Source organism: Dankookia sp. P2, from assembly GCF_050632255.1.
Lineage (GTDB): Bacteria > Pseudomonadota > Alphaproteobacteria > Acetobacterales > Acetobacteraceae > Paracraurococcus.
This window is the reverse complement of sequence record NZ_CP192581.1, coordinates 4,742,941-4,755,617: the sequence shown is the minus strand read 5'-3', so window position 1 is coordinate 4,755,617 and position 12,677 is coordinate 4,742,941. Positions and strand designations below refer to the sequence as shown.

The 12,677-nt window shown below is 71.9% G+C and carries 13 protein-coding genes and 4 pseudogenes; 13 read left to right on the top strand and 4 right to left on the bottom strand.

Annotation, left to right across the window (positions count from 1 at the left end; all coding sequences use genetic code 11):
• The first annotated feature begins 17 nt into the window (after nt 1-17).
• Together ACQ86J_RS28190 and ACQ86J_RS28185 are read left to right on the top strand one after the other, a co-directional pair.
• Entirely contained in the window at nt 18-989 is a 972-nt protein-coding gene (locus ACQ86J_RS28190) for a Bug family tripartite tricarboxylate transporter substrate binding protein (RefSeq protein WP_431268133.1), read from the top strand.
• Nucleotides 990-1,072: 83 nt separating this feature from the next.
• Nucleotides 1,073-1,831, top strand: a complete 759-nt coding sequence (locus ACQ86J_RS28185; protein WP_431268132.1) for an SH3 domain-containing protein — start codon at nt 1,073-1,075, stop codon at nt 1,829-1,831.
• Between the two features lie 483 nt (nt 1,832-2,314).
• On the opposite strand, the gene ACQ86J_RS28180 is transcribed toward ACQ86J_RS28185, so the two are convergent.
• Nucleotides 2,315-2,833: a hypothetical protein gene (locus ACQ86J_RS28180; protein ID WP_431268131.1), complete on the bottom strand. Its 519-nt coding sequence runs from the start codon at nt 2,831-2,833 to the stop codon at nt 2,315-2,317.
• A 167-nt stretch (nt 2,834-3,000) separates the two neighbouring features.
• On the opposite strand from ACQ86J_RS28180, the pseudogene ACQ86J_RS28175 reads away from it, so the two are divergent.
• From ACQ86J_RS28175 to ACQ86J_RS28155, 5 genes and pseudogenes are all read left to right on the top strand, one after another.
• Nucleotides 3,001-3,668: pseudogene (locus tag ACQ86J_RS28175) on the top strand (50S ribosomal protein L25/general stress protein Ctc).
• Nucleotides 3,669-3,686: 18 nt separating this feature from the next.
• Complete coding sequence (gene pth, locus ACQ86J_RS28170) at nt 3,687-4,262, top strand: aminoacyl-tRNA hydrolase (protein ID WP_431268130.1); 576 nt, start codon at nt 3,687-3,689, stop codon at nt 4,260-4,262.
• The gene (locus tag ACQ86J_RS28165) at nt 4,262-4,735 is read left to right on the top strand and encodes a hypothetical protein (protein WP_431268129.1); all 474 of its coding nucleotides are present in this window, start codon (nt 4,262-4,264) and stop codon (nt 4,733-4,735) included. The genes pth and ACQ86J_RS28165 overlap by 1 nt, the downstream gene beginning before the upstream one ends.
• Nucleotides 4,736-4,790: 55 nt before the next feature.
• Nucleotides 4,791-5,885, top strand: a complete 1,095-nt coding sequence (gene ychF / locus ACQ86J_RS28160; protein ID WP_431268128.1) for a redox-regulated ATPase YchF — start codon at nt 4,791-4,793, stop codon at nt 5,883-5,885.
• Between the two features lie 206 nt (nt 5,886-6,091).
• Nucleotides 6,092-6,532: an MgtC/SapB family protein gene (locus ACQ86J_RS28155; RefSeq protein WP_431268127.1), complete on the top strand. Its 441-nt coding sequence runs from the start codon at nt 6,092-6,094 to the stop codon at nt 6,530-6,532.
• A gap of 22 nt (nt 6,533-6,554) precedes the next feature.
• On the opposite strand, the gene ACQ86J_RS28150 is transcribed toward ACQ86J_RS28155, so the two are convergent.
• On the bottom strand, nt 6,555-7,004 hold the full coding sequence (locus ACQ86J_RS28150) for a hypothetical protein (protein ID WP_431272753.1): 450 nt from the start codon (nt 7,002-7,004) through the stop codon (nt 6,555-6,557).
• Nucleotides 7,005-7,159: 155 nt separating this feature from the next.
• Nucleotides 7,160-7,264: pseudogene (locus ACQ86J_RS28145) on the bottom strand (DUF4169 family protein); the annotation flags it as partial.
• Nucleotides 7,265-7,463: 199 nt separating this feature from the next.
• Between ACQ86J_RS28145 and ACQ86J_RS28140 the strand changes: the two are divergent.
• From ACQ86J_RS28140 to ACQ86J_RS28115, 6 genes and pseudogenes are all read left to right on the top strand, one after another.
• A pseudogene (locus tag ACQ86J_RS28140) lies at nt 7,464-8,267 on the top strand (TRAP transporter substrate-binding protein); the annotation flags it as partial.
• Nucleotides 8,268-8,478: 211 nt separating this feature from the next.
• Nucleotides 8,479-8,942 (top strand): annotated as a pseudogene (locus tag ACQ86J_RS28135) (TRAP transporter small permease); the annotation flags it as partial.
• Nucleotides 8,943-9,027: 85 nt separating this feature from the next.
• Nucleotides 9,028-10,164: a TRAP transporter large permease gene (locus tag ACQ86J_RS28130; RefSeq protein ID WP_431268126.1), complete on the top strand. Its 1,137-nt coding sequence runs from the start codon at nt 9,028-9,030 to the stop codon at nt 10,162-10,164.
• On the top strand, nt 10,050-10,346 hold the full coding sequence (locus tag ACQ86J_RS28125; RefSeq protein WP_431272559.1) for a TRAP transporter large permease subunit: 297 nt from the start codon (nt 10,050-10,052) through the stop codon (nt 10,344-10,346). The genes ACQ86J_RS28130 and ACQ86J_RS28125 overlap by 115 nt, the downstream gene beginning before the upstream one ends.
• A gap of 88 nt (nt 10,347-10,434) precedes the next feature.
• Nucleotides 10,435-10,587 carry a DUF3309 domain-containing protein gene (locus tag ACQ86J_RS28120; protein ID WP_431268125.1) on the top strand — a complete coding sequence of 51 codons (153 nt, stop codon included), beginning with the start codon at nt 10,435-10,437 and terminating at the stop codon, nt 10,585-10,587.
• 17 nt (nt 10,588-10,604) lie between these two features.
• Nucleotides 10,605-11,426 carry an FkbM family methyltransferase gene (locus ACQ86J_RS28115; protein ID WP_431268124.1) on the top strand — a complete coding sequence of 274 codons (822 nt, stop codon included), beginning with the start codon at nt 10,605-10,607 and terminating at the stop codon, nt 11,424-11,426.
• A gap of 19 nt (nt 11,427-11,445) precedes the next feature.
• Here the strand turns inward: ACQ86J_RS28115 and ACQ86J_RS28110 are convergent, their stop codons facing one another.
• On the bottom strand, nt 11,446-12,630 hold the full coding sequence (locus tag ACQ86J_RS28110) for an AAA family ATPase (protein WP_431268123.1): 1,185 nt from the start codon (nt 12,628-12,630) through the stop codon (nt 11,446-11,448).
• Nucleotides 12,631-12,677: the final 47 nt, after the last annotated feature.

Genomic DNA, 12,677 nt, shown 5'->3' with positions numbered 1-12,677 from the left:
ACACGGGACGGAACGCCATGCTGCACCGCCGGGCGATGCTCGCGACACCTTTCCTCGCCGCCCTGCCGCTGGAAGGCCGCGCCCAGGCCGCCTGGCCGGACCGGCCGGTTCGGGTCATCGTCGGCTTCCCGCCGGGCGGCTCGCTGGACGTGATGACCCGGCTGGCGGCCGAGCAGATGTCCCAGCGCCTCGGCCAGCCCTTCGTGGTCGAGACGCGCTCCGGCGCCTCGGGCAATATCGGCATGGAGGCGCTCGCCCGGGCGACGCCCGATGGCTACACCATCGGCACGGTCAGCATGCACAACCTGCTGATCAACCCGCTGCTCTTCAAGAAGCTGCCCTACGACGCCGAGCGCGACTTCGCCTGGATCAGCGCCATGTGGGACCTGCCCAATGTCGCCGTGGTCCCGGCCCAGCTGCCGGTGCGCAGCATCGCCGAGCTCACCGCCTGGGCGAAGCAGCGGCCGAACGGGGTCAGCTACGGTTCCTCCGGCGTCGGCACAACCATCCACCTCTCGGGCGCCTACCTGGCGGGGCGGGCGGGGTTCGAGGCGCAGCACGTGACCTTCCGCGGCGCCGCGCAGACCATCCCGGCGCTGCTCTCGGGCGACATCCAGTATGCCGTCGACAACCTCGCCAGCTATGTCGGCGTGATCCAGGAAGGCCGGATGCGGGCGCTGGCGGTGACCCTGCCGGACCGCTGGCCGGCGCTGCCGGACGTGCCGACCATGGCGGAGGCGGGGCTCAAGGATTTCGAGGTCTCACCCTGGCACATGTGGGCGGCGCCGCGCGGCGCGCCCCAGGCGGTGCTGGACCGGCTTTCGGCCGAAATCCGCGCCGCCTGGACCGACCCGGCCTTGCAGCAGCGCGCGATCGGCATGGGTGCGCGGCTCACCGGCTCGACGCCCGAGGCCCTGGCGGCGCGGCTGGCGCGGGAGAAGCCGATCTGGGCCGAGATGGTGAAGGTCAGCGGCGCGCAGCCGGAATAGTCGCGCGCGATGGTGATCGGCCCGGCGCTTTCGCCGGCGGCCGCAGCCGGGCAGAAGCGCGGCCCCGCAGCACGGGCCGCCCGATGCCGAAGCCGATCCTGCCTATCATCCTCCTGATCGCGTTGCTGCCCGCAGCCTGCGACGACAAGAAGGACACGCCCCGCGCCGAGGCGGCGGCCGGCGCCGCGCCACCCGTCGAGGTCACCGAGGCGCGCCGCGCCGCCGAGGAGCAGTTGCGCGCCCGGCTGCGGATGACCGGCGAGATGCCGCTACGGGCGGTGCAAGTCTGGCGGCAGCAGCTGCCAGGGACGCTGGCGGTCTGCGGCCAGGTGAACCCGGCTGGCGGCGCCAGCGACCCCTTCATCCCATGGGTCGCCACCGTGGCGCTGGCCGAGGGCCGGGCGCAGCGCACCGAACTCGTCCTCGGCGCCTCCAATGCCGAGGCCTCCCGCGTCTATGTCGAGATGGTCGACCGCTGCTTCGATGGCGGCGGCCCCCGCACCGCCCAGGGTGGCCGCGATGGCGCCCGGCCGCTGCCGCCGCTGCCGCTGGACGCGGCCCTGTCCCAGGCGCGCGTGCCGGCCGCGGCGCCGGGTCCCGGCACCTCCGCCACTGGCGCGCCGGCCGCCGTCATGCCGGCCCTGGCCGGCGGCCGCCAGGTGACCACCAGCCAGGCGCATCCGGTGAACATCCGCAGCACCCCGGGCGGCGGCGGCGCGGTGGTGCGGGTCGTCCCGCGCGCCTCCACCCTGCGGGTCTTCGGGGAGGCGCCGGGCGGCTGGCTGCAGGTCGGCGAGGACCAGCCCTTCGGGTGGGTGCATGCCTCGGTGCTGGAGCGGTAGCGCAGGACCCTATTGCAGGCTGCCCCAGCGGCCGGTCGCCGGCTCTGCCGCCGCCCAGCGCCAGCCGGCGTCGTCGCGGCAAGAGGCTGGTCAGGTACCAGGCGCTGGTCGGCGGCGCCTGCTCCTCGACCGAGAAGGCGATCTCGCGGCAGGCGGCCAGCGGCGTGTCGATCGCCCGCAGCACGCGGACCTCGCCCTGCTTCGCGCCGAAGGGCAGGCTGTGCCGGACCTTCCAGGGTCCCGCCTGGCCCGGCGGCAAATCCGCCGCTGCGGCCGCGATCGCCTCCTGCTCGGTCCGGTGCCAGCCGCGGGAGACCCGGCGCAGCCCCAATCCGCCACTGAGCGGGCACCGACACCGATGGCGATGCCGACCGCGGGGTTGCCCGAGCCCGCCGCCGCCGCGGTGCCGGTCACCGCCCCGACCAGGTCGCTGGCCGAAGCTGCAGCCGCCGAGCAGCGCCAGCGTCGCCAGCACCGCCAGCCTCACTGCAGGGATCCCCAGCGCTCGGTGGCGGGCTCGGCCGAGGCCCATTTCCAGCCCTTCCCGTCGCGGCAGACCGCGGCCAGGTAGAAGGCGCGGGTCGCCTTGGCGTCCTCGCCTTCCTCGACCGAGAAGACGATCTCCTTGCAGTCCAGCTCGCCGGTGCTGATCACCCGGCTGACCGCGACCTGGCCGCGCTCGTTCGGCTCCACGGGGATGGTGTGGTTGGTCTTCCAGGCCGCGGTGCCACCCACCGGCAGCGGCCCGGCCGCGGCGGCGATGCGGTCCTGCGCCGCGCCATGGGTCTTCCGCTGGGCGTATTGGAGCCCGGCGCGGCCCAGCGCCTGGACGCCGAGGCCGATGCCGGTGGTCACCGCCGGGTCGGCGCCGATCCCGCTGGCGACGCTGGCGCCGGTTATGCCGGCCAGCGCCGAGGTGGTCTCGGTCAGCACCGCCTGGCAGCCGGGGAGCAGGAAAAGGGCGAGGAGCGCCGCGAGCGGCGGGGAAATGGAACGGCGCATCGGGGCGGCAACGCCGGTGCCGGTAGCGGGTTCGCCGCTTTCCGTTGCCCCGCCTGCCCCGATCCGCTATGCCCCGGCGGCGCCGGCACCCCTGGAGGCCGGCGCGCCCATGTCCGGGACATGCCGTCCCCGACAGGGCCTTTTCCCAAGCAAGCGGAGTTCGACCAATGGTCCAGACTGTACGGATCGAGGCCGTGGCGCGCGAGCGGGCCGGTAAGGGGGCGGCGCGTGCGACCCGGCGTGAGGGCTTGTCCCCGCTGTCATCTACGGCGCGAAGCAGGAGGCGACCCTCGTCTCCCTCGACCCGCGCGACGTGATGAAGGAGCTGCACAAGGGCGGCTGGCAGTCCCACCTGTACGAGGTGGCGCTGAAGGACGGCTCGACCGTCCGCACCCTGATGCGCGACGTCCAATTCCACCCGGTCACCGACCGGCCGCTGCATGTCGATTTCCAGCGCCTGGCGCCGGGCGTCCGCATCCGCGTGAAGGTGCCCGTGCACTTCGCCAACGAGGACAGCTGCCCCGGCATCAAGACCGGTGGCGTGCTGAACGTCGTCCGCCGCGAGATCGAGGTGCTGGCCGATCCCGACCAGGTGCCGGACGCCTTCGAGATCGACCTGGCCGAGGCCGGCATCGGTGATTCGCTGCGCTGGTCGGCGGTGAAGTCCAACTTCGGCACCAAGGCGGTGATCGAGCGCGACTTCGTCGTCGCCACCATCGCTGCGCCGACGGTGGTCGAGGAAGTGGCGGCCCCCGCCCCGGCCGCGGCGCCGCCGCTGGCAAAGGGCAAGGGTGGCAAGGCCGCGGCGCCCGCCGCCCCGGCGAAGAAGAAGTAATTTTCCAAGGACGTGGCGATGCTGCTCTGGGTGGGACTGGGCAATCCCGAGCCCGCCCAGGCGCGGCATCGCCACAATATCGGCTTCATGGCGCTCGATGCGATCGCCCGGAAGCATGGCTTCTCGCCCTGGCGGCAGCGCCACAAGGGGCTGGTGGCGGAAGGCATGGTCGGCGGCGCCAAGGTGCTCGCGCTGAAGCCGCAGACCTACATGAACGGCTCGGGCGACAGCGTCCAGCCGGCCGCCGCCTTCCACAAGATCCCACCCGACGGCATCTGCGCCTTCCATGACAAGCTCGACCTCGCCCCCGGCAAGGTCCGGGTGAAGCGGGGCGGCGGCGCGGCCGGGCACAACGGGCTGCGCGACATGCAGCGGGCGCTCGGCACGCCGGATTTCTGGCGGATGCGGCTCGGCATCGGCCATCCCGGCCACAAGGACCGGGTGCATGGCCATGTGCTGGGCAATTTCGCCAAGGTTGATACCTGGGTGGAGCCGCTGCTGGACGCGGTCGCCGATGCAGCGCCGCTGCTGGCCCAGGGCAAGCCCGAGGAATTCATGACCAGGGTCGCCCTGCTGACCCAGGAGACGCGCTGATGGAACCCGAGGACATCGCCGATTTCGCTGCCGGGATGGGCGGCGGGCCGGGCCCAGAGGACATCGCCAACGGCGCCGCGGCACTGGCCGCCGCCCTGGTGCGGGAAGCGGTCGCCTTCGCCTCGGTTGCGGCCTCGCTGCGCCAAGCCGCCGCGGTGACGCCGGGCGACCCGACGGGTGGGCCGTTGTCGGATATCCGCCGCCAGCGCGGCGCCATGGCGGCCTCTGGCGAGGCGGCGATCAAGGCCGCCCTGCTGCTGGAAGCCGCCGAGGCGATCGGGGCCGGCGGCGATCCGGCCATGCTGGCCGGGCAGATCGCCGCGGCGGCGAAGCGGGCGGCGGTGCTGCCGGCCTCCCTCGTGCCGGTGCTGCGGGCGGCGGCGCTGTCCCCGGCCACCGATGACGGCGCGGCGCGGATCGCCGCCACCACCATCGCCGCCGAGATCGCCGCGGCGCTCGGCCGGGCGCGGTAGCGGCCCTATTTCGACCGTCCGGCGCGGGATGCGCCGCTGACCTCAGGAGGTTCCCGTGGGTTTCAACTGCGGCATCGTCGGCCTGCCGAACGTGGGGAAGTCCACGCTCTTCAACGCGCTGACCGAGACCGCCGCGGCGCAGGCCGCCAACTATCCCTTTTGCACCATCGAGCCGAATGTCGGCCGCGTCGGCGTGCCCGACCCGCGGCTGGATATGCTCACCAAGATCGGCAAGTCGCAGAAGACCGTCCCGACCAGCCTGGGATTCGTCGACATCGCCGGCCTTGTCCGCGGCGCCTCGAAGGGCGAGGGTCTCGGCAACCAGTTCCTCGCCAACATCCGGGAGGTGGACGCCATCGTCCATGTCCTCCGCTGCTTCGAGGACACCGACGTCACCCATGTCGAGGGCAGCGTCGATCCGGTGCGGGATGCCGAGACGGTCGAGACCGAGCTGATGCTGGCCGACCTCGAGGGGCTCGAGAAGCGCCAGGTCGGGCTGCAGAAGCGCGCCCGCAACGGCGACAAGGAGGCGATCTCCCAGCTCACCTTGATCGACCCGATCGTCGCCGCGCTGCAGGCCGGCAAGCCGGCGCGGACCGCGGTGCCGAAGGGCGAGGAGGAGGCGGCGAAACGGCTGCAGCTGCTGACGACCAAGCCGGTGCTGTATGTCTGCAACGTCGAGGAGGCCTCGGCCGCCAGCGGCAATGCCTTCTCCGAGCGGGTCTTCGCCATGGCCAAGGCGGAAGGCGCCAGCGCCGTCGTCGTCTCGGCGGCGATCGAGGCGGAGATCAGCCAGATGGCCCCGGCCGACCGGCCCGACTTCCTCGAGAGCCTCGGCCTGCACGAAGGCGGGCTCGATCGCGTCATCCGCGCCGGCTACGCGCTGCTCGGCCTGCTGACCTACTTCACCGTGGGGCCGAAGGAGGCCCGCGCCTGGACCATCACCAAGGGGACCAAGGCGCCGCAGGCGGCCGGCGTCATCCATGGCGACTTCGAGCGCGGCTTCATCGCCTGCGAATGCACCGCCTACGACGATTTCGTCGCCTATGGCGGCGAGCAGGGCGCCAAGGAAGCCGGCAAGATGCGGGTCGAGGGCAAGGAGTACGTCGTCCGCGACGGCGACATCCTGCTGTTCCGCTTCAACGTCTGACGCGGCGAGGGGTGGCCCTGACCGGGTCGTCCCTCGCCTTGCGGCTCGGCCGGGGCCGCCGCTCCCCCGAGGAGGCCAGGCGCCGCCCGGATCTTCCAGCCCCGCGCCACCCCCGGCGCGGCACAATCGGTACGGACCGATCACCACTGCGCAGGGCCGGCCGCCGCGGCGCTTCGCAGCGAGGGGCGGAGATGCTTGGCTGGGCCATGCCGACCACCTTCCCGCTGACCGCCCTGCCCGTCCTGCTCGCCTTCCTGCTCGGCGCCGCCATGGGCGCGGAGCGGGAATGGCGGCGGCACCCGGGCGGCCTGCGCTCCTGCGCCCTGGTCTCTGCCGCGGCCTGCGTCTTCGCCCGCATCGCGGTGGCGCATAGCGGCAGCAATCCCGGCGCGGCGCTGGGCGCCATCGCCACCGGGGTCGGCTTCATCGGCGCCGGAGTCATCCTCCACCACGGCATGACGGTGCGCGGCCTGTCCACCGCCGCCACCTTCTGGGCAGTGGCCGCGGTCGGCACCGCTTCCGGCCTGCAGGAATACGGCATGGCGCTCGGGCTGACCGTCCTTGTCTTCTCGGCGCATGTCGCCCTGCGCCCGGTCTCCGCCTTGATCGAGCGGAAGGCGCCGCCGGCCGAGGCTGGGCCGCGCTGAGGTCGGGCGCCGGCCGGCGCCCTCAGCCGCCGCGCTTGTTCATCAGCACGGTGTAGTTGCACAGCCCGTTGCGGTGCTCGCCCTGGAAGCGCTCATTGGCGAAGATGCCGGTGGTGGCGATGGTGCGGTCGAGAGAATCCGCCATCCGGACATCGCCGCTGGGCCCCACCGCGCCGGTCAGCACGTGCCGCACCGAGGGCTCGATCAGGAAGCTGGCGCGCCCCTGGCGGACGGTGATGCTGCGCTCCTCCAGCGGGCTCGGCGGGCAGGCCCGGGTGCGGTCGGGGTTCAGCGTCATGCGGCCGGCATAGGTGCCGTCGAAGGTGGTGACCGGCGCCGCCGGCTTGCTCGCCGTGGCGGCGGCGGCCCGGCTGGCGGCCGTATCCGTTGCCTCCGGGATGGTGGTCTCGTTGGCACAGGCGGCGAGCAGGCAGGGCGCGAGCAGCGCCAGCAACAGGGTGCGGGGGGACATTGGGGTCTCCGTGTCGTGGGGGCTGCCGGCCGGTCAGGTCGGCGGGTCCGTCCCGGGATGATTGGCGGGGGCGGGTCGGCCGCGGTGTCGTCTTGGCGGGCGCCGTCGAGAAGCGCCCGGCGGCGCGCCTCCGCCCGGCGGTCGTTGGCCTGCTCGGCGCCGCTGCGGCCATGCTTGGCGCGATTGGCGGCCGCGGTCGCCGCGGCCTCCGCCTTGGCCCGGGCTTTCCGTACGCGGTTCAGGTTGATGACCTCGCCCATCGCCGCAGGATAGAGCCATCGGGCGCGGGCGTGAACGCCCGGCTGCGCGGCCCGAGGGCCGCGACGCGCGTCCGGCAAGCCAATGTGACGTGGCCGGCACGATCCGGGTAACCGCCCGGTTCCCATCGCCGCGAGACTGCGGCTAGTCTTGCGTCCGGCGCTGGCGGAACAGCCGGCCCGAACCGTCCAAGGAGACAACATGAACCGCAGGGCCCTGCTGGGCGGCGCGCTGGCCGCGCCCGCCCTCCTTTCCATCCCCGTCCGTGCCCAGGGGGCCATCACCCTCAACGGCGCCTCCCAGTTCGGCGACGAGCACCCCTACACCAAGGCGCTGGTCCGGTTCGAGGAACTGGTGAAGCAGTACTGGGGCAAGCCGATCAACTTCGTGCTGCACAAGAACAGCAGCCTCGGCCTCGAGAAGCAGTATTTCGAGTACATGGCCCAGGGCCGCGCGGTGGATTATGCCGTGGTCTCGCCGGCGCACATGTCCACCTTCTCGAAGGCGGCGCCCTTCGTCGACGCGCCCTTCATCTTCCGCGACCTGGCGCATTGGAACCAGGTGCTGGACCAGGACCTGTTCAAGCCGGTGGCGGATGAGGTCGAGAAGCGCGCCCGGGTGCTGATGATCGGCTATGGCGGCGGCGGCACCCGCAACATCTTCGCCAACAAGAAGCTGACCAATCTCGGCGACATGCGCGGCCTGAAGGTCCGCGTGCAGGGCGCGCCGATCTGGTCGCGCACTTTCAGCGCTGTCGGGATGTCGCCGACCGTCATCGCCTACAACGAGATCTACAACGCCATCCAGAACAACGTCATCGATGCCGGCGAGAACGAGGCCGCCGGCGTCGAGCAGATGCGGTTCTACGAGGTGGCGCCCGACCTGGCGATGACCCAGCACGCCATCACCATCCGGCCGCTGTGCTTCTCCGGCGCCACGCTGGCCAAGCTGCCGAACGACCTGCAGGCGGCGATCCGGCGGGCGGGCAAGGAGGCCAGCGCCTTCCACCGCCAGGCCGAATCCGGCGCCGACAGCCAGATCGTCGAGACGCTGGAGAAGGGCGGCAAAGCTCCGCCGCGTCGAATTCACCCAGCGGGCCGAGATGAAGAAGCTGGTCGACCCGGTGATGGCCGCCTATGCGAAGGAAATCGATGCCGAGGGCATTCTCAACAAGATCAACGCGCTGACCGCGTGACCCCCGGCGGGGCCGGCCGCGATGGCCGGCCCCGTGCCGCAATCCCAGCCAGGACCTTCCATGCAAACTGCCCGTCCCGGAGCGCCGGCCGCGCTGCGCGCCGTCAACCGCGCGCTCGCCGGCACCATCCTGCTGCTGCTGATCGTCTCGGTCGGCGTGCTGGTCATCCCCGTCAGCCTGCAGATCTTCTCCCGCTATACCTCGATCATCCCCGCCTATATCTGGACCGAGGAGATGGCCCGCTTCTGCCTGGTCTATGCTGTCATGCTCGGCGCCATGCTGGCGGTGCGGGAGGGGACGCATTTCACCGTCGACGTCTTCCCCGCCTTTCGCCGCGGCACGAGGCGATGGTCGAGCTGCTGTCCGGCACCTTCATCCTGCTCTTCGCCTTCGTCTTCCTCTGGTGGGGCTGGGAGTTCACCGGATCTGCGATCTACCGGATCTCGGAGCTGGCCGAGCTGCCGCTCTGGCTGATCCACATGGCCTGGCCGATCGCAGGCGCCGTCTGGCTGCTGTTCCAGTCGGAACGCATGCTGGACGCGGTGGCGACGATCCGGGGGCGCGCGCGTGATGGGTGGGAATGTCCTCGCCGCCGGGACCGCGGCGCAGATCCTCTTCGGCGTCTTCTTCACCCTGCTGGTGCTGCGCGTGCCGGTGGCCGTCGCGCTCGGCCTCGCCTGCCTGCCGATCCTGCTGATCGAGCCGCGGCTGTCGCCCATGATGCTCGCGCAGGAGACCTTCAACGCCTACAACTCCTTCATCCTGCTGGCGGTGCCCTTCTTCCTGCTGACCGCCAACCTGATGAACATCGGCGGCATCACCGACCGGCTGATGCATTTCTCCCGCACCCTGGTCGGCCACTTCCCCGGCGGCCTCGCCCAGATCAACGTGGTGCTGTCGATCTTCTTCGCCGGCATCAGCGGCAGCAGCACGGCGGACGCGGCGTCGCAATCGAAGATCTTCATCGAGGCGCAGCGGAAGGAGGGCTACGACGACAGCTTCTCCGTCGCCATCACCGCCGTCTCCGCGGTGCTCGCAGTCATCATCCCGCCCTCCATCCTGATGATCGTCTGGGGCGGCGTGCTGACCGTCTCGATCGGCGCGCTCTTCCTGGCCGGCATCGTGCCGGGCCTGCTGATCGGCCTGGTGCAGATGGGCACCGTGCACGCCTATGCGAAAGCACGGGGCTACCCGACCTATCCGCGCGCGACGATCGGCGAGGTCTTCCGCAGCTTCATCGTCTCGGTCCCCGCGCTGACCACGCCGATGATCATCATCGGCGGCAAGATCTTCGGCTGGTTCACCGCGACCGAGTCGGCCTGCATCGCCGTGCTCTATGCCGGGTTCCTGTCGCTGGTCGTGTACCGCGAGATGAACTGGCGCGGCCTGGTGGATGCGCTGGGGGAGACCGGGCGGCTGGCCGGCGTTGCGCTGTTCTGCGTCGGCACGGCTTCCGCCTTCGGCTGGCTGCTCGCCTTCTACCAGATCCCCGAGGCGCTGCTGGCCAATGTCACCACCTGGGGATGGGGCCGATCGCCACCGGCTTCTTCATCGCTGGCGTCTTCCTGGTGGTCGGCTGCTTCCTCGATGCCATCCCGGCGATCATCATCGTCGGCGCCATCCTGCAGCCGCTGGCCCAGGGTGTGGGCATGGACCCGGTGCATTTCGCCATGGTCGGCATCGTCTCCCTCGCCTTCGGCCTGGTGACGCCGCCCTATGGGCTCTGCCTGATGATCGCCTGCTCGGTCGCCGGGATGCGGATCGGCGACGCGCTGCGCGACACCTGCATCATGCTGCTGCCCATGCTGGCGGTGCTGGCGGCGATCATCGTCTTCCCGCAGGTGGTGCTGTTCCTGCCGAACATGATCTCGCCGGAATTCCTGCGGTAACGGCTGCGTCGCGCCGGTTTCCTCGCGGAAACCGGCGCGACGGCTTCACGTTCTCCCGGCGTACCATGTCGTACGCGGGAGGAATGCCATGTCGACGATCCTGCTGATCATCCTGATCCTGGTGCTGCTCGGCGTGCTGCCGACTTGGCCCTACAGCCGCGGCTGGGGCTACTTCCCCTCCGGAATCCTGGGGCTGATCGTGGTCATCCTGATCATCATGGCGGTGATGGGTCGCATCTAGCGCCGGAGCACGACCGGATGGCCGACGGGCTTGCGACACGCGGCATCCGCCTCGGGGGCCGGGACTGGCAACTGGCCGGCCTGGCGGGGGACAGCTTCTTCGCCCATGCCGAGGGCCATGTCGCCGGCATGGAGGCCCTGGCGGCCGTTGCCGCCGGCGTGCTGCCGCCGGACGGCACGGTGCTGGATGTCGGGGCCAATATCGGCCTCTCCGCCCTGGCGCTCACGCCGCTGCTGCCGCGCGGCCGCATCCTGGCGGTCGAGCCCGCCCCGAACACGGTCGCGGCGCTGCGTCGCACCCTGGCGCTGAACGGGCTTGAGGAGAGGGTGACGGTCGAGGCGGCGGCGGTCGGCGCCACGCCCGGCGAGGCCGCTTTCCATGCGGCCGAGCATTCCGCCGGGGCCCATTTGATGGATCCCGGCACGCTCGGCGCCGCGGCGCTGCCCCAGGTCCGCGTGCCGGTCGAGACTGTGGATAGGCTGGTCGCCCGTCACGGGCTGGCACGGCTGGATTTCATCAAGATCGACGTCGAGGGCTTCGAGACCGAGGTGCTGGACGGCGCCCGGGCGACCCTGGCGCGCTTCCGGCCCGTGGTCTTCGCCGAGTTCAACGCCTGGACGCTGCAGTGCAACCGCAGCGCCAATCCCCGGGCGGTGCTGGAGGATTGGCTGGCGCGCTTCCCCGTCGCACATGCGCTGCGCGGCGAAGGCCCGCCGATGCGGATCACGCCGGCAACGCTGCTGGGCTTCCTGCACGACCACCTGGTGCTGCGCGGCTGCGCCGACGAGCTGGTGTTGGGCTACGACGACGCCTGGCTCGGCCGCTACCGGCCCGGCTGACCGCCGGACCGTCCCTCATTCAGTGTGACGCCCGCATCGCCTCCTCGGCGGCGATGCCGAGGCACTCCTCGATCTGCGCTCGCAGCCGGCGCAGGTTGCGGTGGCTGGCGAAGCTCCGCTTCAGCGCCTGCCGGGTCTCCAGCGCGAGTTCCGGCAGCTCGCCGATGGAGCAGCCGATATCGCCGGCGATGCCCGACAGCAGCCCGGCCAGCGTGCCGTCGAAGGCCGAGGCTGGCGGCGGCGCGATGTGGTGCACCGCAAGCCGCGAAAGCAGCGGCGCCGGGATGCCGCGCGTCTCGTTCGCCGCCATGATCCAGACCACGTTGCGCAGGTCGGCCGGGCTCCGCAGGCATTCGTCGAACCAGCCCGAGGCGCTCTCCGGCTCGATCATTGCCAGCAGCGTGTCGTGCACCCGGCCATTGCTCTCGCGCTGGCCGCCGGCCTTTTCGATCTCGTCGAGGAAGAGCACCGGGTTGGGCGCCGCCAGGCGGGACATCTCGGCGATCGGCCAGGCCGGGGTCGCGGCCGACCAGCCGCGGGCGGTGCCCTGCAGGCAGCGGTTGTCGGTGGCGCCGCCCAGGTTCAGGCTGCCGAAGGGCAGGTTGAGCGCCTGGGCCAGGCGGCGGGCGAACCAGGTCTTGCCGATGCCGGGCGGGCCGACCAGCAGGACCGGACGGATCCGCGGCGAGGGCCGACCGGCATGCGCGGCCAGCGCCAGGGTGCGGCGGATCTCCTTCAGCGGCGCGGCGAAGGCGGGCGCCGCCTCGGCCAGGGCATCGATCCGTTTCGCCGCGTCGCGCGGCACCTGGCGCAGCGGCAGCGGGGAGGAGAGCGCCTGGTAGGTCAGCCACTCGGCCCGGTCGTTCGGCGGCTCGAAGGGCTGGAGCACGGTGACGCAGCCGGGACCACCAACCGGCGCCGCGGGCGGCGGCGGCGGCTCGGCCGCGGTGATGGCGGGCGCGCCGGCAGCGAGGCCCAGCGCATCGGCCATGCGCCGGTGCAGCGGCCGGCCGCTGTCGGGCCCCTGCACATGGCGCAGCCAGAGATCGGCCGCCAGCCGGCTGGCCAGCACGAAGTGCCGCAGCCGGGCCGGGTTGGTGGCGGCGGCGCCAAGCGCCCGGGCCTCGGCATGCAGGCGGTATTGCAGCGCCTCGACGCAGGCCATGGCACCTTGCCGGGCCAGCGGTCCGCCGCGTTCCGTCACCACGCGGGTGGCGGCGAGGACAAGGTCCGACCCCTGGGCGAAGCGGC

Excerpts from the sequence above, each read along its gene's own strand:
- ACQ86J_RS28190 (WP_431268133.1), top strand. The coding sequence starts at position 18 with ATGCTGCACCGCCGGGCGATGCTCGCGACACCTTTCCTCGCCGCCCTG.
- ACQ86J_RS28185 (WP_431268132.1), top strand. The coding sequence starts at position 1,073 with ATGCCGAAGCCGATCCTGCCTATCATCCTCCTGATCGCGTTGCTGCCC.
- ACQ86J_RS28180 (WP_431268131.1), bottom strand. The coding sequence starts at position 2,833 with ATGCGCCGTTCCATTTCCCCGCCGCTCGCGGCGCTCCTCGCCCTTTTC.
- pth (WP_431268130.1), top strand. The coding sequence starts at position 3,687 with ATGCTGCTCTGGGTGGGACTGGGCAATCCCGAGCCCGCCCAGGCGCGG.
- ACQ86J_RS28165 (WP_431268129.1), top strand. The coding sequence starts at position 4,262 with ATGGAACCCGAGGACATCGCCGATTTCGCTGCCGGGATGGGCGGCGGG.
- ACQ86J_RS28155 (WP_431268127.1), top strand. The coding sequence starts at position 6,092 with ATGCCGACCACCTTCCCGCTGACCGCCCTGCCCGTCCTGCTCGCCTTC.
- ACQ86J_RS28150 (WP_431272753.1), bottom strand. The coding sequence starts at position 7,004 with ATGTCCCCCCGCACCCTGTTGCTGGCGCTGCTCGCGCCCTGCCTGCTC.
- ACQ86J_RS28130 (WP_431268126.1), top strand. The coding sequence starts at position 9,028 with ATGGGTGGGAATGTCCTCGCCGCCGGGACCGCGGCGCAGATCCTCTTC.
- ACQ86J_RS28120 (WP_431268125.1), top strand. The coding sequence starts at position 10,435 with ATGTCGACGATCCTGCTGATCATCCTGATCCTGGTGCTGCTCGGCGTG.
- ACQ86J_RS28115 (WP_431268124.1), top strand. The coding sequence starts at position 10,605 with ATGGCCGACGGGCTTGCGACACGCGGCATCCGCCTCGGGGGCCGGGAC.